At 42.6% G+C, this 22,485-nt stretch carries 24 protein-coding genes; 17 read left to right on the forward strand and 7 right to left on the reverse strand.

Features of this window, described 5'->3' with window-relative positions; all coding sequences use genetic code 11:
- Positions 1 to 134 precede the first annotated feature (134 nt).
- From AAW31_RS17265 to AAW31_RS21530, 3 genes are all read left to right on the forward strand, one after another.
- The gene (locus AAW31_RS17265) at positions 135 to 518 is read left to right on the forward strand and encodes a hypothetical protein (protein ID WP_046851195.1); all 384 of its coding nucleotides are present in this window, start codon (positions 135 to 137) and stop codon (positions 516 to 518) included.
- A 415-nt stretch (positions 519 to 933) separates the two neighbouring features.
- Positions 934 to 1,149 (forward strand): hypothetical protein, encoded by a 216-nt coding sequence (locus tag AAW31_RS22345; RefSeq protein ID WP_200899661.1) that lies wholly within the window; start codon positions 934 to 936, stop codon positions 1,147 to 1,149.
- Positions 1,150 to 1,228: 79 nt separating this feature from the next.
- Positions 1,229 to 1,402, forward strand: coding sequence for a hypothetical protein (locus tag AAW31_RS21530; protein ID WP_158441583.1), 174 nt, complete (start codon positions 1,229 to 1,231; stop codon positions 1,400 to 1,402).
- A gap of 108 nt (positions 1,403 to 1,510) precedes the next feature.
- On the opposite strand, the gene AAW31_RS17280 is transcribed toward AAW31_RS21530, so the two are convergent.
- Together AAW31_RS17280 and AAW31_RS23800 are read right to left on the reverse strand one after the other, a co-directional pair.
- Positions 1,511 to 2,338, reverse strand: coding sequence for an IS3 family transposase (locus AAW31_RS17280; RefSeq protein ID WP_046848692.1), 828 nt, complete (start codon positions 2,336 to 2,338; stop codon positions 1,511 to 1,513).
- A gap of 20 nt (positions 2,339 to 2,358) precedes the next feature.
- Complete coding sequence (locus tag AAW31_RS23800; protein WP_036503716.1) at positions 2,359 to 2,640, reverse strand: IS3 family transposase; 282 nt, start codon at positions 2,638 to 2,640, stop codon at positions 2,359 to 2,361.
- Between AAW31_RS23800 and AAW31_RS17290 the strand changes: the two genes are divergently transcribed.
- From AAW31_RS17290 to AAW31_RS22350, 7 genes are all read left to right on the forward strand, one after another.
- Positions 2,640 to 3,026 (forward strand): PIN domain-containing protein, encoded by a 387-nt coding sequence (locus AAW31_RS17290; RefSeq protein WP_046851197.1) that lies wholly within the window; start codon positions 2,640 to 2,642, stop codon positions 3,024 to 3,026. The genes AAW31_RS23800 and AAW31_RS17290 overlap by 1 nt on opposite strands.
- An 809-nt stretch (positions 3,027 to 3,835) precedes the next feature.
- Positions 3,836 to 4,012, forward strand: coding sequence for a hypothetical protein (locus tag AAW31_RS21535; RefSeq protein WP_158441585.1), 177 nt, complete (start codon positions 3,836 to 3,838; stop codon positions 4,010 to 4,012).
- A gap of 170 nt (positions 4,013 to 4,182) precedes the next feature.
- Positions 4,183 to 4,329: a hypothetical protein gene (locus AAW31_RS21540; protein WP_158441587.1), complete on the forward strand. Its 147-nt coding sequence runs from the start codon at positions 4,183 to 4,185 to the stop codon at positions 4,327 to 4,329.
- The gene (locus AAW31_RS17295) at positions 4,326 to 4,511 is read left to right on the forward strand and encodes a hypothetical protein (protein ID WP_046851198.1); all 186 of its coding nucleotides are present in this window, start codon (positions 4,326 to 4,328) and stop codon (positions 4,509 to 4,511) included. Before AAW31_RS21540 ends, AAW31_RS17295 begins: the two co-directional genes overlap by 4 nt.
- Positions 4,512 to 4,546: 35 nt before the next feature.
- Positions 4,547 to 4,828 (forward strand): helix-turn-helix domain-containing protein, encoded by a 282-nt coding sequence (locus AAW31_RS17300; RefSeq protein WP_046851199.1) that lies wholly within the window; start codon positions 4,547 to 4,549, stop codon positions 4,826 to 4,828.
- 347 nt (positions 4,829 to 5,175) lie between these two features.
- Positions 5,176 to 5,670 (forward strand): HNH endonuclease signature motif containing protein, encoded by a 495-nt coding sequence (locus AAW31_RS19280; RefSeq protein ID WP_052752338.1) that lies wholly within the window; start codon positions 5,176 to 5,178, stop codon positions 5,668 to 5,670.
- On the forward strand, positions 5,663 to 6,007 hold the full coding sequence (locus AAW31_RS22350) for a hypothetical protein (protein ID WP_187426941.1): 345 nt from the start codon (positions 5,663 to 5,665) through the stop codon (positions 6,005 to 6,007). The genes AAW31_RS19280 and AAW31_RS22350 overlap by 8 nt, the downstream gene beginning before the upstream one ends.
- Here the strand turns inward: AAW31_RS22350 and AAW31_RS17315 are convergent.
- Positions 6,004 to 6,252: a hypothetical protein gene (locus tag AAW31_RS17315; RefSeq protein ID WP_046851200.1), complete on the reverse strand. Its 249-nt coding sequence runs from the start codon at positions 6,250 to 6,252 to the stop codon at positions 6,004 to 6,006. The two genes, AAW31_RS22350 and AAW31_RS17315, sit on opposite strands and share 4 nt — an antisense overlap.
- A 207-nt stretch (positions 6,253 to 6,459) precedes the next feature.
- Between AAW31_RS17315 and AAW31_RS17320 the strand changes: the two genes are divergently transcribed.
- The 7 genes from AAW31_RS17320 to AAW31_RS17350 all read left to right on the forward strand — a co-directional run bounded on the left by AAW31_RS17320 (position 6,460) and on the right by AAW31_RS17350 (position 12,477).
- Positions 6,460 to 7,224, forward strand: a complete 765-nt coding sequence (locus AAW31_RS17320) for a hypothetical protein (RefSeq protein ID WP_052752339.1) — start codon at positions 6,460 to 6,462, stop codon at positions 7,222 to 7,224.
- 268 nt (positions 7,225 to 7,492) lie between these two features.
- The gene (locus AAW31_RS17325) at positions 7,493 to 8,824 is read left to right on the forward strand and encodes an IS110 family RNA-guided transposase (protein WP_046851201.1); all 1,332 of its coding nucleotides are present in this window, start codon (positions 7,493 to 7,495) and stop codon (positions 8,822 to 8,824) included.
- Between the two features lie 178 nt (positions 8,825 to 9,002).
- A complete protein-coding gene (locus AAW31_RS17330) occupies positions 9,003 to 9,230 on the forward strand; it encodes a DUF4224 domain-containing protein (RefSeq protein ID WP_046851202.1) in 228 nt (75 codons plus the stop codon).
- Entirely contained in the window at positions 9,227 to 9,679 is a 453-nt protein-coding gene (locus AAW31_RS17335; RefSeq protein ID WP_046851203.1) for a hypothetical protein, read from the forward strand. The genes AAW31_RS17330 and AAW31_RS17335 overlap by 4 nt, the downstream gene beginning before the upstream one ends.
- Complete coding sequence (locus tag AAW31_RS17340; RefSeq protein ID WP_144413016.1) at positions 9,652 to 10,317, forward strand: site-specific integrase; 666 nt, start codon at positions 9,652 to 9,654, stop codon at positions 10,315 to 10,317. The genes AAW31_RS17335 and AAW31_RS17340 overlap by 28 nt, the downstream gene beginning before the upstream one ends.
- A gap of 355 nt (positions 10,318 to 10,672) precedes the next feature.
- Positions 10,673 to 12,117, forward strand: a protein-coding gene (locus AAW31_RS17345; protein WP_235264581.1) for an ISNCY family transposase whose coding sequence is annotated in 2 segments (ribosomal slippage) — positions 10,673 to 12,044 and positions 12,044 to 12,117 — 1,446 coding nt in all. Because the reading frame shifts where the segments join, the coding sequence is not laid out codon by codon here.
- 120 nt (positions 12,118 to 12,237) lie between these two features.
- On the forward strand, positions 12,238 to 12,477 hold the full coding sequence (locus AAW31_RS17350) for a tyrosine-type recombinase/integrase (protein WP_235264406.1): 240 nt from the start codon (positions 12,238 to 12,240) through the stop codon (positions 12,475 to 12,477).
- 434 nt (positions 12,478 to 12,911) lie between these two features.
- Here the strand turns inward: AAW31_RS17350 and AAW31_RS17360 are convergent, their stop codons facing one another.
- From AAW31_RS17360 to AAW31_RS17375, 4 genes are all read right to left on the reverse strand, one after another.
- Positions 12,912 to 15,383: an EAL domain-containing protein gene (locus tag AAW31_RS17360; protein WP_052752341.1), complete on the reverse strand. Its 2,472-nt coding sequence runs from the start codon at positions 15,381 to 15,383 to the stop codon at positions 12,912 to 12,914.
- Positions 15,384 to 15,418: 35 nt separating this feature from the next.
- Positions 15,419 to 15,859 (reverse strand): response regulator, encoded by a 441-nt coding sequence (locus AAW31_RS17365; protein WP_046851205.1) that lies wholly within the window; start codon positions 15,857 to 15,859, stop codon positions 15,419 to 15,421.
- Entirely contained in the window at positions 15,849 to 18,344 is a 2,496-nt protein-coding gene (locus AAW31_RS17370; RefSeq protein WP_052752342.1) for a sensor histidine kinase, read from the reverse strand. Before AAW31_RS17370 ends, AAW31_RS17365 begins: the two co-directional genes overlap by 11 nt.
- Positions 18,345 to 18,965: 621 nt before the next feature.
- On the reverse strand, positions 18,966 to 22,286 hold the full coding sequence (locus AAW31_RS17375) for a mechanosensitive ion channel domain-containing protein (RefSeq protein ID WP_046851207.1): 3,321 nt from the start codon (positions 22,284 to 22,286) through the stop codon (positions 18,966 to 18,968).
- Positions 22,287 to 22,485: the final 199 nt, after the last annotated feature.

Here is a 22,485-nt window from a genome sequence, read left to right on the forward strand (position 1 = left end):
ACTTATTGAAAATTGCCAAGTGCAGCTGTTTGTAGAGCTGATACGGGACGGCGTGATGTAACTTAAAGCGCAGCGAAACAAAGTTTTCTAAAAATCCTCCAAATAAAAATCACAACATTTATGCGGAGGTATCTGTGAATCAGATAACTCAACTCAAGAGTTACTCAATAAGAGTACATAAGATAAAAGATACGATTCAAATTCTAGCTTTTCTCATAATTTTATGGCTGCTTTTATGGCTGCCTTCTGTTGAAGTTCACGCATTTAGTGCGATCACTAGAGGTGGGTATGTTGCTTGCACAAAAAAAGAATGGCTAGAAGACATGTTTCGTTTTAGTGCAGCGAAAGATATATATAGCCTCCAATCCTACTTAGACTCTAGAAAGTGCATCATTCTCAAAGAAGGGCTTCTAGTTACGGTAAAAGAATTTCCTGATTTGAATAATATTGTAGGATTTACCTATCGTCGCGAGGTGATAATGTGGGCTAATATAAAGGCATTAGATTATCGAGATTAAAAATAGTCACATTTGCGCGTCATATAGCGGCAAGGCTACCAAGCGCGACTGTTTGTAGGGCTGATACTGGATCAATTTGAAAAACATTAATATCATCATGGATTTATTGGCCTCATCTTATACGTCTCCAATTGACGACAACAGCATATAAGGAGAGAATCTCACCTTTTTGTTAATTACTCAAAGGGGAGAGAATGAAAAGATCAGTAGTAGTTTTAGCTGCAGTCACGTTATTGTCAGGGTGCGCTTCTATGTTTAATGGCACATCGCAACAAATATCAATCAGAAGCAACCAGCCGGACGCTGATCTTTATGTAAACGAAATGTTTATAGGCAAAGGAAATGGAATCACGTCCTTCAAGAAAAAAAAGAATACATAATTACTGCGCGTAAAGATGGGTGTCAGGCTGTCTCTGTGCCAGCTTCCAAATCATTCGATGCCACTACTTTACTTGGTATATGGTTAGATTTTGGGATCATTACTGTGCTAATGATAGATGGTGCTGCAACCGGAGCCTGGAAGAAATTTGACCAAACAAGCTATATCATTGATCCGCAATGCAGCACACCTGTTGCCACAATGCCAAGCACGCCAACTCCAAATACAACAGCGCAGAAAGAAGATAAGTAAATTAACAGCACTGCAAGTAAATCTTACTAAATGCCCCGAGATGGGGCGCTTTGTTCTATTAAAATTATTGATATTCATCTTGTCGCAGCAAGGCTACCAAGCGCAGATTTTTGCAGGGTTGATATGGGGATGGCGTGATGAAGCGAAGCAATTATTTTTTTATCTTAAAATGAAATTATCAAATACATTCAAAAACTTCTCAATTAATCCTTCAATTGCTTGTCTAAAATTGATCAGACGTGATCTGGTTTGATTTCGGTTACAATACTCGCAAAGATATGGACGCTGAACATTGATGTGGTTCCCTGTAACTGGACAACCTGAAAGAAAGTTCAGCTCTGATATGTATAGTTAAACAGGTTCAGGCAACCCGATCAATTCTTGGATCACTATAGTAGATTTCATCAGGCGTAAGACGGTCAAGGCTTTGATGAAATCGTTCTTGATTGTACCATTCAAACCATGTGGATAAATTCTGCTTTATCTCCTTCAGATTATTGAATTCTCTGGTATATAAAAGCTCATACTTAACTGTCCGCCAAAGTCGTTCAACAAAAATGTTGTCATAGTAGCACCCCTTGCCATCCATGCTGATCTGAATATGATGATCTTTTAGTATGGAGGTAAATGCTTCGCTGGTAAACTGTACGCCCTGGTCGGTATTCATGATCTGTGGACAGCCATAATCCTGGATGGCTGCCTCCAGCGCCTGAGTACAAAAGTCAGTATCCAAGGTATTGGACAAGCGCCAGCTCAACACCTTACGCGAATGCCAGTCGATGATGGCAACCAGATAGCCAAAGCCTTTCTCCATGGGGACATAGGTTATGTCGGCAGCCCAAACCTGATTGGGTTTATTAATGACAAGTTCTCTAAGCAGATAAGGATAGACCTTATGCTGTTTGCTTGAGATGCTGGTCCTGGGTTTTGGAGCTATGCTGACAATACCGAGTGTCTTCATTAAGGAAGAGGCTTTCTTGCGCCCTAACATGATTCCCTGGCGTTGAAACCAGGTAGCATAACTGCGTGAGCCATATTGTGGCGTCTTTAAGTACTGTTCATCCATCATGCGCAGCAGAACCAGATCAGCATTACTGATTGGTTGCGGTTGATAATAATAAGTTGAGCGCGCCAGATCCAGCAGCTGACATTGACGAGTTTGACTAAGTTTGCCATGGGGCTCAATCATCTCTTTGCGTTCTACAAGACTTAATGATTGAGCTTTCTTGCTAAAAAATCGCGTTCTACCGCCAATTGACCAATAACCCGGTGCAGGTCATCTGTTGTAGGCTGCTCCTTATTGGCGGCAGTATTATTTTTACAAAACAGCTCGGCAGCTTGCTCAATGAGTTGCCGTTTCCAGCTATTGATCTGCGTGGGATGTACATTATAACGCGCTGCTAATTGGGGGACAGTTTCATCACCACGTATCGCTGCCAGCGCTAGTTTTGCTTTGAATTCGCTCGAATATTGTATGCGCTTTTTACTCATTGTTATTAAGCTCCTTTTTAATTCTGCCAGAGCTTAACAACCTGTACAGTTTTTGGGTACCACTTCACCCTGTTATTCCAGTACAACCAACACCAAAAATAATTGATAGCGCCAGAGCGCTGATATGGGAATATGGATTAAATATAAAAACAATAGATGCGATCCATATCGCAACAGCAATAACGCTAAATTGCAGTGCATTTATCACTACCGATGAGAAACTGGCAGATTTAATAAATAACTCCGATCATAGATTATCAATAAAAATAGGATTTGCTGAAATTTTTAGCGAATATTTACCTGATAAATACAGACAAAATATTTTAGAGCTGAGAAGAGAAGAAAAAAATAATGAAAAAATCAGAAACAACATAATCTCAAAATAAAAAATTCGATGAAGTCTTGCGTCGAATGCTTTTTACTCATCCATAAAAGCCAAAACCAATCCAAGAATTAGATGCGGCGCATAGCCAGACAAAAGGGATATAAAATCTAAACTATGCGTCGCAAGAGACATTACTTAAAGGAGTTGCTATATGACAAAGTCGTGAAAGAGGGACGTCAGTAACAGCAGCAAATTTGATACTCCTAAATTGCTGGAGCATAATTAAGACTGACTTTCAGCAGCAAAGTTCAAAAACTTAGATATCTGATGGCGCTTACCAGGAAAGATTGAAAGACGCAGCACATAACAAAGACTGATTTATGAATAATCCCTCTCTAAATATTTCTCATATTCGTCAGGATAATTATTTCTCAACTCACTGGATAATTCATTAACCCTCTCAACGCATCTATTAACCCATTCATCAGAACCAATATACCCAGAATTATTATCTACCGCTCTCTTTAATTCAGTTTGAGCTTGGTCAATTTCTTGCTTAGTTCCATATCAATTTCCTCCTATTAGAAACTTCTTTTGAACAACATTCATATCAATTCAGACACATGCAAACTGTTTTAAATCCCTAACGGGATTTTTAACGGATTATTTCTAATCTACATTACATTTTTTTGACTCGTTTTTACCTTTTGCCCTACCCCACACCCTCTTAAATAAGCTCATAGAAACTCCTTGCGTTAAACATAAGTAGATTTTAACAGCCTATGTTAAGTTATACTTGACTTGATAAGTATAGCTACTCTAAACTTATCCTACCAACACAACAAAAATGTTATCTACCAGGAGACAAACATGGCATTCCAATATGAATTAGATGAAGAAGTCATCGACGACAACGGCAAAGAGGGCTTGATCATCGGTCGGTTTAAATTTAGCGGCAGCTCACCCGGCTACCTGGTCACATTCGTGAATAGTGAAGGCTTACCGTTTGATCAATATAAATCAGAGTCAGCATTAACAAAAAAGTGAGGAACCATGAAACCGACTGCAAAAGTTAAACGGCTAATCAACTTCAAGATTTCAGTCACTTGGATTGGAGGCATGTATACATGCTATCAAATGCTGTTTTTCAATTCTGAATCGGCTCGTTATTACGCCACTGAGGTGCATGGCATTGAGCCAAAGATCAAAGTGGAGCCATGCGCGGATTGATTCAGCAAATTGGATTTCAGTTAATTGTCGGTGCTCTGTACGTGGCAACACTGTTCATCACCCTGCTTTCAATTGATGAGGTTTATTTCCCAATGGTTCTGGATTCAATCAAGAAACAAGGATGCTGCTCATGAATATTAGCCCAGGAATGAAAGTGAGATTCCACCCGATCATAGGCGGCAAGCATGATGGCAATCTCTACGAAGTTAGATGTATTGGGAAATTATATGGCCGTGACTTTGCATGGCTTGAGGGAAAGCTTGATCTTATTGATATACGATCATTGACCATGCCGACGTCATTAAAGGACTGTTAAGATCTTGGTTGTGATAGTTAATAAAGGTTATTGATATGAGCAGGCAATTCAGCAATATAGAAAATCTTCGTGAACTTAGGCTTAAGTTTGGCCTGAGCCAGACAGAATTTTGGAGCGCGGTAGGAATTACGCAAACAGGCGGATCAAAATATGAGTCAGGTAGAAGCATGCCAAGACCAGTAAGAGAGCTGGTGAGACTGATTTATGTTGAAAAGGTAGATTTGGCTAAAGCCAAAAGAATCGATCTGGAGATAGTAAGAATGCTCAAGGAGCAGCATCCTGAAATCTATAAAAGCATCAAAGAGTCAATTAAATAATTTTTATGGGAGTGGTTATGGGATTTGTTGGTGGAAAAAAAGAAAAGCAATTAGCACACATTGCACACAAGTTTGATTATGTAAGGCCACAGATATGAGTTTTTGGGAGCGTTTTAGGTTCTGGCATGATCGCAAATTATCCATACTCGAATCAATAAGACGGGCTCGCAATATTAATAGCATCCTGTATTACGAATTTTACGATTTTATGCATAGAGATTCATGAATGGGCTTTGTTTGAGCCAAAAGATTCAACAACAAGGGAGATGTTATGAGCAACAACATATTAGAAACCTGCCGCGAGCTAATAAATATATACCCTCTGGTCTAAAGACGAGGAAAAACTGTTGGCGCATCTCTACCCCAACAGCCACCACCAAGCATTGGTCAAGCTGTTCAGAGGGCGCTTTGATTATGTCAAGATCAGAGCCAAAGCTATGAAAGAAAGATTAAATAAATCAGAGCGCTATTACCAGGGCATCTATACCAAGAATGCAAATCCCTGGAATAAAGGGCTCACCCTCAATCCAGCGTTAAAACAATACCAGATGCCAGGCTTTGGCCGTATCAGAAAAAATCGTAACGGTTACCTGGAAGTCTGGCATCAAGGCAAGCTCCAGGTGCTCTCCCATGTCATCTGGGAAAAGCACCACGGCAAACCGGTACCACACGGCATGACCTTGCGCTATGCCGATGGTAACAAGGACAACGTAGATCCAAGCAACCTGGTACTGGTGAGTAGAAGTGACGTCATACGCGAACACTCATTCAGCAATTATCCGAAAGAAATCAGGGAAGTTCACCTGATGAACAAAGCAATCAACAGGATCATCAATGAATAATAATCAAAACAATATCACCGAACTGCGCGCCATTCTGTTCGACACACTGCGCGGATTGAAAGATAAATCAATCGACATCGAGCATGCCAAAGCGATCTCTGACACCGCTCAAGTCATTATCAACTCAGCCAAAGTGGAAGCAGACTACGCCAAACATTACAAAAAGAAAACCACATCATTTATGCACGACAAAATCATAAATTCATCGTCAGACGAATCTAATGACATCGATGATGACGATACAGATGATCGACGTGAGCTGGCAGACGTTAACCGCACCGAACCCAAATTAACCAGTTATGTGCACCGCACTGGCGGTGGGAAGCAGCGGATTTAATTTAGCAAATTTACCGGGACCACCAGAAAAACGAGAGTATGAGGTTCTGTTTCATCTGGATCCAAGATCTCATCAACACGTACAGAAATTGGCTCATATGTCTCAGGACGAACAAGGCAAGGTCTAATGATTAAATCACCCTTATTCGGCAGCGTAGCGCAAGATGAATCACATAGATTTTCATTATATGACACCTGTTCTACATCCCATGGATACACAGCCCATCCTACAGCCGGATTACTCATTGTCGTTCCTCGGCGACATTGTGAAGTGAATTTACATAATAACACCATATTATTGTGGGTTATGAAAAGTTAATGAACCAACACCAAAAAGATAAATTAGATGCGAGTCTACAATCAAATCATCAAATTCCCTGATTTAGAAGAACTCAAACAGCCTGAGAATGTTGGCAATACTTCTGGTATTAAACGGATGCTTTAGGGTAGCCAATGACAGACAACATTAAACCGGCAATAAAAGAGCGCCCTATTCTATTTTCTGGGCCAATGGTTAGAGCAATTTTGGAAGGGAGGAAGACGCAGACTAGGCGTGTTGTTCATCCCCGTTTCACTGATTACATAAAGTGGTTACACGATGAAGATAGCCCAGTGCGCATCACGTACGATCAATGGACTAACGAAGAAGGAAAGCAGATGCACTCAGAGTGGATGCTTTACACATCAGAATATCCTGAAGAGGGTGTTATTCCTATTGGACAGCTCTTCGGTGCGCAGGGAGACAGGCTTTGGGTGCGCGAGAATTCCATCATTACTCCAAAACATTGGAACGATGGGCTAGGTTGCAACTGCAAGGATAAGGAAGGGCTGCCTAGAATTGTTCAGTACCTAGCGACTGATCCAGATCGTGAAGTGGCAAAGGATTATAAATTAAAGGTAACACCTTCAATACACATGCCACGCTGGGCATCTCGCATCAACCTGGAAATCATCAACATCAGCGTAGAGCGTTTGCAGGATATAAGCACCATAGATGCCATTCGCGAAGGAATTGCAGAGACGTGGGGAGAATTTGGCGGCAACCCACCGCAGTGGGCTTTGGATTCAATCACTAAGGAGTATGGCTCACCGGGATCACATCTCTACGACAACAGGCAATCAAGGGAAAATTACCGTTTGCTATGGGAATCCATCAACGGAAAAGGCTCATGGGATCTGAATCCATTCGTGTGGAAGATTGAGTTTAAGAGGGTTTGATGAAAAGCTTTTTAGCGTAGTAATCCGCTAGAGGCGGCAAGGCGCGCAGAAGAAACAAGCGGCGTCAGAGCTTGAGGAGTAAAGTTGGAATGTCGCGCTGGAGAAGACCGACACATCACTGGTGCTAATCCGCCCGTTTTTTAGCGTGGTCATGGGTCACGTCGGCGACATTGGTGAGTCCGTGGCAACGGACATCCCGTTTGAAAGAGTGAGTACAACGACGTACCTGAACCAGCGCGACATTCCAATAGAGATAATGGAGGATGTCATGGCAAAGTTCAAGCAAAGTAAATTGGAGTTAATCCATCCGAATGCAGCGGGGATTGATATTGGCTCTGCGAGCCATTTTGTGGCGGTACCGCCGGATCGAGATAACAAGCCGGTAAGGGAATTCAAGAGTTTCACCGCAGACCTGAATGGTTTAGCGGACTGGTTAGAGGCCTGTGAAATTGACACTGTGGCAATGGAATCGACGGGGGTATACTGGATTCCACTGTATGAACTTTTGGAGTCGCGCGGGCTGACTGTGTATCTAGTAAATGCGCGGCACGTTAGAAATGTTTCTGGCCGGAAGTCGGATGTACTGGACTGCCAATGGTTACAGCAACTGATGAGCTTTGGGTTGTTGTCTGGCGCATTCCGTCCGAAAGATGAGATATGTGCACTACGAGCCATATCTCGTCAACGCGATATGCTGATCCGTTATCAGGCGCGACATGTGCAACATATGCAAAAGGCTCTGGCGCAAATGAACGTGCAATTGGCGAACGTGATTTCGGATATTGTGGGCGAAACCGGTCAAAAGATCGTTCGTGCCATCATTACTGGTGAGAGAGATGGGCACATCCTGGCGAATCTCAAGAGCAATCGCATCCGGGCTGGCAAAGACGAGATTGAGAAATCGTTAGTCGGGAATTGGCGGGAAGAACACCTGTTTGCACTCAAGCAAGCGATGTCACTCTATGACGCCTACAGCGAACGACTCACCGAATGTGACCGGCAGCTTGAAACCATGCTGGCGGCACTTCAGGTGCACAAGGTAGAGATCCGCCAGAAGAAGCGCCGCTCCAATGTCAAGAACGCTCCCAAATTTGATTTGCGTGCCCATCTGATTGGCATGTGTGGGGTTGATTTGACGCGAATTGACGGCATCGAAGTGATGACTGCGATGAAAGTCCTGAGTGAAGTGGGCGCTGACATGAGCAGGTTCAAGAGTGCGAAGCAGTTTGCCTCGTGGCTTGGGTTGTGTCCTGGAACAAAGATATCGGGCGGAAAAGTGCTATCGGGGGCAAGCAAGCGCACAGCGAACCGTGCGGCTCAGGCACTGCGCATGGCGGCAGTTTCATTGAAATCCAGCCAGTCTGCACTGGGTGCCTATTACAGAAGATTATGTGGCAGACTCGACAAGGCAAAGGCAATCACAGCGACAGCACACAAACTGGCGCGCTTGATCTACACGATGCTAACGAAAGGAACCGAGTACGTCGATAAAGGGCAGGAGTACTATGAGGAGCGATATCGTCAACGCGTGTTGCATCATCTGACTGTTCGCGCTCGGAAGCTGGGGTTTAATCTTACCCCTGTTCCTGAGGCTACTTAATATTTGCTGTAAAACCATTGTGTTACATTTGTTTCTTGAAAGAATTGTTTTGTGTTTGCGCGTTATGTTCGGCAGGTTCGTTTTTATCATATTTAATAATGAGGTTATTAACTCCTGCCATACTGAATTTTATTGAATGAAAATGACAACTGATGAGGAAAGCAAGGGGTTGTAATTTATGGAACAGACGATAGAACAAGAAAGCATCTGGCTGAGCGATCGTGATTTAGAGAAACTTACCGGATGTAAAAAACAATCATTACAGATAGAGTACCTGCGCGAACAAGGTATCGCATTCAGGATTAACCGCCTGGGTGAACCTGTTGTGTCCAAGGATGCTGCAAAGGGTATTCACACTAATGTGCAGCATATTAAACCTAAATGGCAGCCCAATGTAATTAAATGAAACAGGGAACGGCAATAAAAAATGCTTTAAAGATAGCAGAAAGAATAAGACAAGTTAATGGTTTAGTAGGAACTCCAGCCACTAGATTTGAATGCTACAGAATTAAAAGAGCCTGGATATTTGGGTCGACTATAAAAGGAAAGCTTAATCCAAATGATCTTGATATATTAATTGATGGGCATCACTGCGGCAGACATTACGTAGCAAACAAAAAATATACAGATCTATCTTTGTATGTTGGAGCCAAAAAAGACAGGGATAAATACAGGAGGAGCGGACTAATCCTTCCTGTTGAGTCTGATATTACAGCATATCGGTACATTAGAGATAACCTCAAAATGGTTAGATTTCATGATTACCGTATTGATAAGGATGTTGCCAACCCAAGAATCATGATTTATCCACGGAATGATCTTATATCATGGGTAGAAAACCAAGCAAAAATCTAAATTTGCCAAAACGCATGAGGGCCAGGAAGCGCCACAAGGTAATTCATTATTACTATGACAATGGTGGCAAGCCTCGCAAGGAGATACCGCTAGGATCAGACTATGCACTAGCTGTTAAGTTATGGGCAGAGATTGAGACAGCGAAAAAAGATACCAAGCCAAGCGTTATTACTTTCAGGTATGTGGCTGAGAGGTACATAAGAGATGTTATACCTACCAAATCTCCTACAACTCAAAAAGACAACATGCGGGAGCTAGACAGACTGTATAAATTCTTTGATAACCCCCCTGCCCCACTTGAGGAAATAGAGCCTATTCACATCAGGCAATATCTTGATCAGCGTGAAGCAAAATCAAGAGCCAATCGTGAGAAAGCGTTATTCTCGCACATCTGGAATAAAGCTAGGGAATGGGGCTATACATCGCGATCTAACCCATGCCTGGGAGTTAAGGGAAATAAGGAAGTTGGAAGGAAAGAAATCTACATAGAAGATGATTTATACAATGCGGTATATCAAGCCGCAAGCGTTCCTCTGCGTGAAGCAATGGATATGTCTTACCTAACGGGGCAAAGGACTTCAGATGTACTAAAAATGCGTGAGAATGATGTAGTTAATGGGATGCTGCAAATCAGGTAAAATAAAACTGGAGCAAAACTAAGGATAAGTGTTGAGGGTGAACTGCTTAGCTTAATAGAAAGGATTAAAGAAAGGAAATCTAAATATCCGATTAGATCATTGCACATGATTGTTGATGAGAAGGGTCGGCCATTTACCTATAACATGCTTAATTAGTGTCGGCCCGAAAACCCTCTTCTTCTATAATAAACATAGGGTTGCGTCTAATTCAAGAAAAGAAGATTGCTGAAAAATTGAGTGAAAGTGCCGTTATTAGGTGGTTTTGGCGTATTTTCAAGCAAAACAATTTCAAACTTCGATTCAAATCAGCGAAAATATTGTCCTCAAAGACAAACTTCGTTCAAGTGGAAATCAAATGCGCGTAACCCAAACTTCCCAGATGGAATTAGGTGAAATTGATGTATCCCACATCAAATTTGACTTGAGATCACGAGATGATATTCCGAGGATACTGCGCGGCTTACAGCACCTGTACCTGGATGAGGCATTGTGCCACAAAGTTTTTGCCTTACTGGAAAGTGAAATTGCCCCCAAGGTGGATAAGCACAATGGTCGTCCTGGCATGACCCTATGGAGTGTCCTGGTATGTGGCGTATTACGGCTGGACTTAAATGCTGATTATGACCGTCTGCACGAATTGGTCAACCAGCACAGGACCTTGCGCGCAATGTTGGGGCATAGTCTGTACGATGAAGACAAGAAATATGCCTATCAAACCCTGGTGGAGAATGTCAGTTTGTTCACGCCAGAATTGCTGGACAGATTAAACCAGATCATCGTCGAGGGAGGGCATATCCTCATAAAAAAGGACGAAAGCGCCCTGCGCAAAGCGATTACGCTGACGGCGCGCTGGTGCGAAAGCCAGCACTTAAGCGACTGGGGGCAATATCGCTACAATCTACGTCAATTAAAACGACTTATGCGCAATGCACAGAGCAAGAAGCGCCGCAAAGCCGCAGACCAACAAAGCAACCTACAAACGATTCAAGCGTATCAGGCCTATATTGAGCAAGCCCAATGTTACGTGAACAAAATTCAAACCACCTTAACCAAGCTGGTTACAACTGCTACGCGCGAGTTGCTGCAAAAGATTGAAATTGAAGACTACCTCCAACATGCCAAGCGCCAAATAGACCAAATTGAGCGTCGTGTTATCAAAGGCGAAATCATTCCTCACCAGGAAAAAGTATTCTCCATTTTTGAACCCCACACCGAATGGGTCAGTAAAGGCAAAGCCGGTGTGCCTGTCGAGTTAGGCGTCAAAGTGTGCATTCTGGAAGACCAGCATCAATTCATCTTGCACCATCACGTAATGGAAAGACAAACCGATGATCAAATTGCGGTAAACATGGTCACGCAAGCTAAAAAACGCTTTCCCATACTCAATGCCTGCAGCTTCGATAAAGGTTTTCATTCACCTGCTAACCAGGCTGAATTAGCCCAACATCTTGAGCAGGTTACGCTGCCCAAAAAAGGCAAACTATCCAAAGAGCGCAAAGCAATAGAACAAATGGAAGAATTTGTTAAAGCCCGTCGTGCGCACTCAGCAGTAGAGTCAGCAATCAATGCGCTGCAGGTGCACGGACTAGACAAATGCCCAGATCATGGCATGGGTGGTTTTAAACGTTACGTTGCACTGGCTATTGTCGCCAGAAATATCCGCCGAATAGGTAATATTCTATGGCAGCAGGATGTGGAGCGTGAGCGCAAAGCGATAAAACGTAATTTAAAGCACCAACAAGCAGCTTAAGCTCTCCCGCTAACGCAAAAAACCGCCTGATTGCGAGCAATCAGTGGTGAGTGCTGGGTAGAAACCGTATTTTTCATGCCATGCCTCACAAAAATACAATCAGAGGCTTTTTTGGATGTATGGTTTCGTTGCATTTTTACAAAGGCACTTAAAAATTAAGCAGATTACTGGTGAAAAAATGGGGTTTTCGGACTGGCACTAATTATGCTTTTTATAAAGCAAGAGACAAAGCCGGAATCGATAAAGATAAATTTCAGTTTAGGGATTTGAGGGCTAAAGCTGGAACAGATAAAGCAGATTCATCTGGTGATATTAGGCAAGCTCAAAAACAGCTTGGCCATAAGAGCGTCACCATGACTGAGCATTATGTGAGAGATAGAAAAGGTAATAAGGTTACCCCAACTAAGTAAACTTTTGCGGAGCAAGGTATAAAATGCGGAGCAAAATATATTTTAAAATACTTAACAAGCATTTGTTTTATAAGAAAAAAATACAATCGCTCAGGTGCATTTTAAAGGGATCATCTGTTCCATCGGAAAAACTCCCTCAGTTACAGTTGTACTCAATGACTGCTTTTTATATTGCTGAATTGAAGACTGGCGACTTGTATATTATATCCGTCAGCAATGGTCGTCTAGTCTGAAAGAAATTAAATGAAATGAACTACAGAAAATTATCGTTTATTCCATTTCCCAATCAAACATGACGTGAAGGCGAACCGCAGGCTGTATCAGTATACGGCAAGGTGAAGCCGACAAAGCCGGTTTTGATTGGGAAATGGAATTAAATTGTTAAGTCAGTCCTTCAAAGATACCAGAGCTTATCTCTCCTTACGAAAGCATTATCAACTCACTTTGTTTTTTTCATGTAATACATTGGCAAGTTCAGGCATGGGTAAAGGTCGACAAAAATAATACCCTTGCACCAGATCACAATCGTGTCTACGCAGGAATTCAAGTTGGCCACTCGTTTCTACACCTTCTGCTGTTACTTCCATATCAAGCTTATGCGCAAGAGAAATACTCGCCTCAACGATCGCTGCATCACCCGAATGATCAGTTAAGTCAGTCATAAAAGTCTGATCAATTTTCAGTGCATCCAGTGGGAAACGTTTCAAATAAGCCAGTGAAGAGTAACCTGTTCCAAAATCATCCACAGCGATCCGTACACCCAATGCATTGATTGACTCCAGTACTTCGGCCGCGCCAGCTGGATCACGCATCAAAATATTTTCGGTAATTTCCAGTTCAAGCGCATGCTTGGGCATTTCTTCATCGCGTAATGCATACCGTATCTTATCAAGCAAATCGATATCATTAAATTGAGTAGCAGAAACGTTAACAGAAATACGGATGTCGTTGAATCCCGCTGCTCGCCAATCACGATGTGTTTTGCAAGCCTGGCGCAAGACCCATTCACCTACTGAAATGATCATCCCCGACCTTTCCAAAAGCGGAATAAAATCAGCCGGAGGCACGAGCCCACGCACCGGATGGTGCCATCGAATTAATCCTTCCGTTCCAATCACACGGTTATTATGGAGATCAATCTGCGGCTGATAATGCAGCACAAATTCATTTTGTGCCACAGCACGTCGCAGATCGGCCTCCAAAGCTAACAGCTCGTGACCACGGATATTCATATCCGATGCATAGAAACAATATTGATTAGGCCCCATCGACTTTGCGCGGTACATAGCAGTATCAGCATGCCGCAATAAATCTTCTATTCGGTCACCATCATGTGGATAAAGAGCAATGCCAATACTGAACGTGACATAGACATCGTGGTTATGAATAATCACTGGATGTTTGAACGCATTATATAGCTTGTTTAGCACATCCAGTATATTTTCAGGATCCTTTAACTCGTTGATGATAATGGTAAATTCATCACCCCCATGGCGTGCAACGGTATCATTTGACCGCATACAGCTTTGCAGGCGCTGCGCAAGCTGTTCAAGCAAGATATCCCCTGCTGTATGACCGAGGCTATCATTGATTCGTTTGAAGTTATCAAGATCGATAAATAGTACGGCAATATTATAATTGTGTCGTTGAGCATTCTTTAATGCTGAGGCAAAATGTTCAAGCAATAAAAAACGGTTTGGTAAACTGGTTAAACGATCGTGAGTAGCCTGATGCTGCAGTTCGGCCTCGAAGCGCTTCCGTTCCGAGATATCGCGTGCAGTCGTTGATAAATATTCAATAGTATCATCGCTCTCCTTATGGGCAAGCACTACCTGTGAAACCGGTAGCTCTTTTTTTCCCGGAATCTGTAATAGCGTTTCGCCACTCCAGCTACCCTGCTGCCGAGCTATCGCAAGAATCTCAGCAAATGGTTGCTGGTTCTTATCCGTAGCAAATAATTCCTGGATGGTATACCGGCTGATATCTTTTTCCACACTCAGCTCCAGCAATCGACGCCCTGATTCATTCAGATAGCGTAAATGACCCTCCGGCTCAAAAATAGCGACCAAATCGGGAGTGGCATTTAATATGGCGGTTAGCCGCGTGCGCTCTTCTTCTACTTTAATGCGAGAAGTGATATCTCTTCCAGTAGAAACAAAGTGAGTGATATGGCCTTGTTCATCCTTCAAAGGGGTGATAACTTGTTCCTCGTAAAATAACTCCCCATTTTTATGTCGGTTAACAAAGGTGCGCTGATAAACCTGACCACTCGAGATAGTTTGCCATAGTTGCAAATAAAAATTGTCGCCATGGAGACCCGAGTAAAGAAACGCAGGCGTTTTTCCTTTAACTTCTTCAGCGCTATAACCTGTTTGCTTCTCAAAGGCTGGGTTAACATATTCGATACGACCTGCGGGGTCGGTGATAAATATACTGTCAGTTGCTTGATTGACTGCCAGCGACAATTTACGCAGTAACTGATTGAATTCACGGTGCTCCCGGCGTTTCTGAGTTTCTTGCAGCTCGCGATTGACAGCAGGGAGCAAACGGTTGAGATTTCCCTTCATGACATAATCTTGAGCGCCCAGTTTCATGGCTTCTACTGCCACATCTTCACCGATCGCACCTGAAATGAAAATAAAAGGAATATCAGCATCTCGCTGGCGAACGATTTCCAGCGCCCGAATGCCACTAAACCCAGGCATGGAATAATCCGAAAAGATAATATCCCACGGCTTCTGTAATTCTGCGATCACACCTTTTTCAGTGTCTACCCGTTGCCAATCAAACTTGAGCCCTTGTGACTCAAAATAATCAATTAGCAATAAAGCATCATCTTCTGCATCCTCTATGAACAAGAAGCGCAATAATGGTAATTGCATATGTTGTTTCCGGGTAGTTGACATACCTGGTTCCTCTGTACTTTGTACTCTATATACAGCTAGAGTTTATAGGGTGGTTCATTCACTGACAACCAGTATTGCCCAAGCTGCCCGGCTACCCTGAGAAAATCATCGTAATCCACTGGTTTGCGTACATAGCTATTGGTTCCCAGGGAATACGCTTTGAGTCGATCTTCATCCTCATTGGAGGAAGTCAAGATCACAATCGGTATCAGACGTGCGTGTTCATCAGCACGAACGCGACGTAATACTTCTAATCCATCTACCTTCGGCAGTTTAAGATCGAGTAGCATAAGTACCGGTAGTTGGGTAGGACTCCGTCCTTCATACACTCCTTGCCCAAACAGGTAATCAAGCGCCTCCACACCATTTTTTGCTAAAAATATCTTATTACGGATATGGTTAGCTTGCAGTGCATCGATCGTGAGTGTAGCATCGTCTTGATTGTCCTCTACCAGCATTATTACTTCAGTGTTCATATATTTCCTTCTCATTTAATGTGAAATAAAAAGTCGATCCTTGATCAATAGTACTCTCCGCCCAAATATCTCCACCATGCTTATGAATTACGCGTTGTACAGTGGCAAGTCCGATACCGGTACCCGGGAATTCGTGCGGATCATGCAATCGTTGAAAAACACCAAATAATTTATCAGCATAGGTCATATCGAAACCAACACCATTATCTCGGATAAAATAAATCATCCTTCCTTTTTTTATGTTGCATCCAACTTCAATCAAAGCCTGTGGGTTGTGAGCGGAAAATTTCCAAGCATTACTCAGCAGATTATCCAGCATGATGTGCAGTAATTGCGCATCACCACGGACAATCAAACCGGATTGTACCGTATATCGCACTTTTCGATCAGGTTCCATCTGTTGCAGCGTAGCTAGTATTTCATTTGCAAGCGACGTTAGATTGACCCTCTCCCACTTAAGTTCGGTACGAGTGACGCGTGATAATTTGAGCAAACTATCAATGAGCTCAGCCATGCGCTGCGCAGCCAGCCGTATTCGCTTAAGCCGGTCACGCCCGCGTTGATCGAGCTGATCAGCATACTCATCGAGCAAAGTGCGACTGAAACCATCCAATGCGCGTAAAGGGGCTCGTAAATCATGGGAGACAGAATAACTAAATGCTTCCAGTTCGTGATTGATCGCTTCTAACTCGTTAGTGCGGAATCGAAGATTCTCATTCAACAGCTTAATCTGCCACTCACTTTCCTTGCGTACACTGATATCTTCTACAATGCCATCAAAATAGATACCAATAATTTCATCCTTTTTCATCACTGCCGTCAATCCAGCATAGAATTCCCGACCTTTTAGTGTTTTCAAGCGCACCTCTTCTCCATAAACATACCCTTGGAGTAAAACTTTACCCATTAGTGCCTTACGTTCAGCAAGCTCACAATAAAATTCACCAAAAGAGTGGGCGAGCAGCTGCTCGGTGGATTCAGCTTCGAACAAATTAACCATGGTAGGGTTTATTTCGAGAAAGCTTCCTTTTGCATCAGGCAGACTGCGGAAAACGCCAACAGGCAGATTATTCAGTAGCTCGCGATAACGTTCCTGAACCCGTTTCCTGGCTATTTGTGCTTCCTTACGAGCGGAAATATCACGAATAATACTGGTAGTCAAGGTACCTTGCTCTGTCTCAAGGGGATTTACGCTGATTTCAATCGGAAATTCACTGCCATCCTTGCGCCTGCCATAAAGTTCCATCCCACTGCTAACTGCCTGAGTTCCTGCATCAGCAATAAATTGATGTGGGAGAAACGGATGCGCTTGATGAAACCGTTCTGGTATAAGTTGTAGCGCTGATTGACCCACTAACTCACTACGGTTATAGCCAAACCACTTCTCGGTCTGAGAATTCATTAAAGCAATCTGTCCAGCCTGATCCACCAGAAGGATAGCCTCGGGTGCGGATTCGAGTAATCTACGAAACTGGAGTTCGCTTCTTTGCACGCGGCCCTCCGCCCTCCGACGTTGTAGTGCATAATGGGCGACTATTCCACTTAACAGCACAAGTAATATCGTTAGCAGTGCGCCTACCAAAGCCAGATTACGACCATATTCAGCAACACTCGCAGCAATAATTTTTGGGGAGACGTAAGAAACTAAAACCCATGTTTCGCCAGTTTCGATATTTAAATCTGACTTAGGGCTTTGTATTTTTGACAAATTTATCTTAACGTAAGTAAAAAGTCCCTTTTCATGCATCCATTGGCCGATGGGTGCATCACGCGAAATAAATGACCATATCTCTTCACCAAATTTTTTCTCAAGGTTTTCTGTTCCTTGACTTCGGAACATAAAGCCGAGTTCCCCTGCCGGATGAGGTTCTAGTAACCATCTTCCCTGGTCGTTAACTAATCCCAGCTCGCCCACGGAAATATCAGAAATGGCTCGCAGGCGTCTCATTAATCTCTCCCCTTTATAGTTAAGGACGATGAGACCGCGTAGTTCGTTGTTACTATCAAAAACGGGTGCACTGAATCGTACCGTTGGTTTGATGGGTTGTGCAATAACGCCACGCTCGATAGTGGGTTCAAACGGAGATATATAAATGCTCTTTGCACTCAGGGCAAGCGTTTTCTGCACAAAGTCGAGTTCAAATTGGTTTTGTAGCTGCTCTTGCGGTGTTATTGTTGGCTTACCTTGATAATTATGGATACGTGTTATTTCCTGACCTTGCTTATCGATGAAACGAACTTTTCCATAAAGTTGGCGAGAGTCCAAAAAAGTTATCATATCTTCGGTCAGGCGTGAATAGGCTGCGGAGTCACCCGTATCCAGCCATTGCCGCAATGAAGAAAGCTCTGCAAGATAAAGAGCATCACCTCGTAATACACCGAATGTATACTCGATGGCCTTCTCACCCAGTTGTGCAGACAATCGCTCGTTCGCCTCAATAATTGCATAATTTGCATCATCGTGAGCATCGAACAGAAGCGACAATACGATTGCAAGTGATAGAAGAAGGGGGATGCATATAATCAGGAAATACTTTATAAACCTGTAGCGGCTTCTATCTGATTTCATAAGCACTTTTTTTATTAATCCGACATTCAGATAAGCAAATCATTCACTATCAAAAATGAAGAATATCCATCCATCACAATACCCTACACTATATCTAAAGTAAAAACGACTTTGTCGGCTTCCTTGCCGTATGATTGATCCTGTCTGCGGCTCGCGCCTTCTCGTTATTTTTTGATGTGGAATGGGAATTAATCGTCCGGGCAGTAGGTAATATCGTAATTACTCGTACCATAAATTTGTTGATATAAATTAATATTTCTTTAATTCAAACAAGAGTGGTGGAGATGGTGATTTGAGCATAAGATTCCCGGGTCATCATGCGATGGGCCAGATGAGTCAGTATACCCTATTACTAATAAAGTAAATCATAATTGATGCTCCACTTGCTTTTCCTCTATATTCAATTGACACATTGGCCTGTTTATGCTGCACGAACCATAACGTTGGCCTGTACAATATACTCATGTGCTCAGAATTTCAATGCTCATCATCTTTTTTTGCGATATCTCAATATTTTATTGTTCTCTTCTTGCATGCTTATTTAGATATTTCCGTATTATTATTCTTGCGATATAGGTGAATATCCAATTGCGGGAATGCAATGTTGATTTTTTCTTCAGCAAAACGACGATTAATCTCCATGTTCAAATCATGAGCCAGATCCTGTCGATCTGAAAGCTGACCCGCATAAACCCTCAATTCGAAATCCAGCGAGCTTGCGCCAAATCCCTGAAATAAGGCGACGGGCTCCGGTTCACGTAGAACCAAAGGATGATTTTTGGCAATTTCCAGTAGCAATGTTCTAGCCCTGTCACAATCAGATCCATAAGCAATGCCCACAGGTATTTTGATACGCGTGACCTGATCACTGAGAGTCCAGTTTAACAACTGCTGAGTAATAAATGTTTTATTAGGTACCACGACTTCCTTTCGATCAGCATCGATCAAAGTTGTCGCACGGATATTAATCTTGCTGACTGTACCGGTCACATCATTCAATGTGACAAGATCGCCTATTCTGATAGGACGCTCAAATAGCAGAATAAGTCCGGAGACAAAATTAGCCACGATTTCCTGCAAACCAAAACCCAGGCCGACACCCAATGCTGCAACCAGCCATTGAATATTGGACCACTCCATACCGAGCATTTGGAATGTAACCATCACACCGATAATGATAATAGCATATCTGAGTAGTGTGGTAATCGCGTATCCGGTACCCGTATTCAAGGATAAATGTCGAAGAACTAAAAGTTCCAGCGTACCGGGTAAATTATGCGCAGCCACCATGACCAGGCTCAGAATGATCAATGCCACCAGCAATGTTTCCAACGTGATCAAGCGCACGACCGCTTCACCTTCCCTCATAATCGAGGTTCGCCAGACAACAATATCTTCCAGAAATCCCAACGCCGGTAGCATTTCATACCAGATGACGCTTAAGCCACCAATCAGCAATCCCCATACACTGATTTTTAATAAAGTAGCTGATTGTGTGCTAATTGATTCAATATCAATGTAGTTGTCATCCACGAACTCAGTTTCACTTTTTCCAGCCGTTGCGCGCAGGGCAAGCACTTCTTCCCGTTTGGCAATGGCTCTTTTAAACGCAATTCTACGTTGGGCAATTAATAGACTACGGTAGCTCAGGAAAAAAACCAGACTACACAGTATGATCAAGATGACTGATTGGAAGATCAGAATACTTTGATACAATGCAGCGAAGTAATAGCCTCTTGCCGCCATGACAATCATGTACACTTGCTGTACGAAAAGAAGTAACATCCACAGACGCGGATTCTGAATAAAAGTAAAACTTTTTCCTTGATAGAGCACTTTTCCGGAAGGCGTAATCGCCATCCAGCCTAAAGCAAATACTGCCAATACTATGCAGAGCAGCATAAAAGCAATTCTTCCGATACTATTACGCACGACGTCATCCGCAAGTGCATCTGTAAAAGCAATGGTAACACTTAATACCAATATAGTAGGCGCATAATACTTGATATCCCTATACATTTTATTCACCATATCCGCATGCCATCGGAATTGCGTAATGAGTAATCCTGTTGGTTGGCAAAGCTCAAGAAGGAAATACCAGAGAAAAACAGTCACAGCAGCCACATAAAAAGCAAGAGAAAACGCATGACTCATTTCAGTGTTCATACTGTACTGTAGAACGAGATGAATCAGTAATAACGGTAAGGAAATCACTAAAGATTGAACCACTACGAACAACAACATCCCGATGGGGTAGCGTGCCTTGTCTTGATTGACTTTTCCCCAGGCCTCTTTTCCAATCTCTTCCCATTCCCGATAGCGAGACCAATAAAACCGCTTTAAAATCAAGCCGATCAATAAAGAAAAAGCCAGAATGGCTATAGCTGGCAGCCATACTTTTTCGCTAGTTTTTACTAGAGCAGTTTGCGTCTTATCAGAAACAAGCCAGGCGGCTGCAGCGCTGAGATCGTTATTGATATTTAAATCGATTGGTCTTGCACTGCGGGTGATCAGCAGGTTTTCTTTGAGTAAAAGCTCATATTGATTGATTTTCTCAATCAATTGATTCTTAATTGAAACATAAACTTCTAAATCTTTAACATAGGAGTGCAATATTTCCTGGAATTGATCGATAATATGTAAACGGGAATCTTTAAGCTCCTGGAATCCTGCTGTGATCTCCTGATAAAAAGGTGTTTGCTCATCAATAGCATAATCTTCCGTCATTTTTTTGAAATAAGCTTTATCGTTCATCATTTCCAGCTTTTCTTGTTCAAGCTGGAACAATTCCAGTTTTGCATTACTGAGTGATTTTTGTGTTGGTCTGATATTAGGTTTGGATAATAGTTCCTTTAATTGTTTTCTGATCTCTGTTCCTAATTCTTCATCTTCTTCTTGGAATTCGAGTCTCTGCTGAAGTGCGGCATAATTTTTTGTAATAAAATCAAGCCGATTCTCGTTGCGATTCTTTTGCATCATCAATTTAGTCGCATGCGCAGCATAATTACTGAGTTTAGCGGCAAGCTCTTCATTATGTTTAATTATCTTAAGCAGCGCTGGATTCCATTTACTTTCACCTAGCAATTGCTCAGACTTCTCAACCACTTTTTTAGTCTCAGTTTTTCTTTGCAGGTTGATCTGCTTGGTTAACCATTCTACTTTCTGCACCAGCATTTGGATCTCTGGATTAAGTGTCAGCTTTTCCTGTAAGGTGGCAATTTCAATCGCTTTGGGTAACGTTAAAGCTTCCAGTTCCAGCATGCGAATCTTGTCTGTCAGCGCTCGACTCTGATATTCCTGAAGCATCTTAAAGGCATCGGCAATTTTTTCATCAGGCATGTCTGCCGCCAGAGATGCTTTTTCAACCAGCGATGCACGTGTCTTGCTTGTTGCGTCTATTTCTTCACGGATTTTAATGGTGCGCTGACGGAGCGTCCCAATTTCGGAGGTCAGTTTGTGCTGCTGATTTTGTAGTTCTGATAATTTTGCTTGAGTAATAACGTGCTGCTGCTCCATTTCGCTTAAAGACAATCCTGCCAACGCTGTGGCATTAAATGTGAGCGAAATCGCTTTGTCTTTCTGCTTTCTCAGTATCTCAAGCTGCTGTGGATATTCTTTTAGCTGCTGCGAACAAAGTTGGGTTCTTTTGAGGTATTCCTGGTGGTCAAGCAATACCTGTTGAGTATCGAGATAAATCTCTTTAAGTTGCTTTTTTTGCGGGGTTTCTTCCCCACCATTCAATGTCTCAATCTTAGCCTGAATTACCCGAGTTTGATTAGCGAGCTCATCTGCCTGGCTATGCTCAGCACCTGTAACGGACCAAAATAAAAAAGAGAGGATAGCAAGTAGTTTCATCATGAATAACCACGTTTCGATGGATTTATTCCATTTCCAAATCAAAGATGAAGCGAAGGCGAGCCGCAGACTGCATCAATCATACGGCAAAGTGAAGCCGACAAAGCCGGTTTTGATTTAGCAATCGAATTAAACACCATCCTGATCTGATTGTTTCAACATTTCCAAAAGAAAGAATTTAGGGCAACTCACAGTCATTACT

The sequence above is a fragment of the Nitrosomonas communis genome (genome assembly GCF_001007935.1).
In the GTDB taxonomy this organism is placed as follows: domain Bacteria; phylum Pseudomonadota; class Gammaproteobacteria; order Burkholderiales; family Nitrosomonadaceae; genus Nitrosomonas; species Nitrosomonas communis.

Excerpts from the sequence above, each read along its gene's own strand:
- AAW31_RS23800 (WP_036503716.1), bottom strand. The coding sequence starts at position 2,640 with ATGAGTAAAAAGCGCATACAATATTCGAGCGAATTCAAAGCAAAACTA.
- AAW31_RS17325 (WP_046851201.1), top strand. The coding sequence starts at position 7,493 with ATGGCAAAGTTCAAGCAAAGTAAATTGGAGTTAATCCATCCGAATGCA.
- AAW31_RS17360 (WP_052752341.1), bottom strand. The coding sequence starts at position 15,383 with ATGTCAACTACCCGGAAACAACATATGCAATTACCATTATTGCGCTTC.
- AAW31_RS17375 (WP_046851207.1), bottom strand. The coding sequence starts at position 22,286 with ATGATGAAACTACTTGCTATCCTCTCTTTTTTATTTTGGTCCGTTACA.
- AAW31_RS17335 (WP_046851203.1), top strand. The coding sequence starts at position 9,227 with ATGAAACAGGGAACGGCAATAAAAAATGCTTTAAAGATAGCAGAAAGA.
- AAW31_RS21540 (WP_158441587.1), top strand. The coding sequence starts at position 4,183 with ATGCGCGGATTGATTCAGCAAATTGGATTTCAGTTAATTGTCGGTGCT.
- AAW31_RS17320 (WP_052752339.1), top strand. The coding sequence starts at position 6,460 with ATGACAGACAACATTAAACCGGCAATAAAAGAGCGCCCTATTCTATTT.
- AAW31_RS17365 (WP_046851205.1), bottom strand. The coding sequence starts at position 15,859 with ATGAACACTGAAGTAATAATGCTGGTAGAGGACAATCAAGACGATGCT.
- AAW31_RS17330 (WP_046851202.1), top strand. The coding sequence starts at position 9,003 with ATGGAACAGACGATAGAACAAGAAAGCATCTGGCTGAGCGATCGTGAT.
- AAW31_RS17315 (WP_046851200.1), bottom strand. The coding sequence starts at position 6,252 with ATGAGTAATCCGGCTGTAGGATGGGCTGTGTATCCATGGGATGTAGAA.
- AAW31_RS17340 (WP_144413016.1), top strand. The coding sequence starts at position 9,652 with ATGGGTAGAAAACCAAGCAAAAATCTAAATTTGCCAAAACGCATGAGG.
- AAW31_RS17295 (WP_046851198.1), top strand. The coding sequence starts at position 4,326 with ATGAATATTAGCCCAGGAATGAAAGTGAGATTCCACCCGATCATAGGC.
- AAW31_RS17300 (WP_046851199.1), top strand. The coding sequence starts at position 4,547 with ATGAGCAGGCAATTCAGCAATATAGAAAATCTTCGTGAACTTAGGCTT.
- AAW31_RS22350 (WP_187426941.1), top strand. The coding sequence starts at position 5,663 with ATGAATAATAATCAAAACAATATCACCGAACTGCGCGCCATTCTGTTC.
- AAW31_RS21535 (WP_158441585.1), top strand. The coding sequence starts at position 3,836 with ATGGCATTCCAATATGAATTAGATGAAGAAGTCATCGACGACAACGGC.
- AAW31_RS17280 (WP_046848692.1), bottom strand. The coding sequence starts at position 2,338 with ATGATTGAGCCCCATGGCAAACTTAGTCAAACTCGTCAATGTCAGCTG.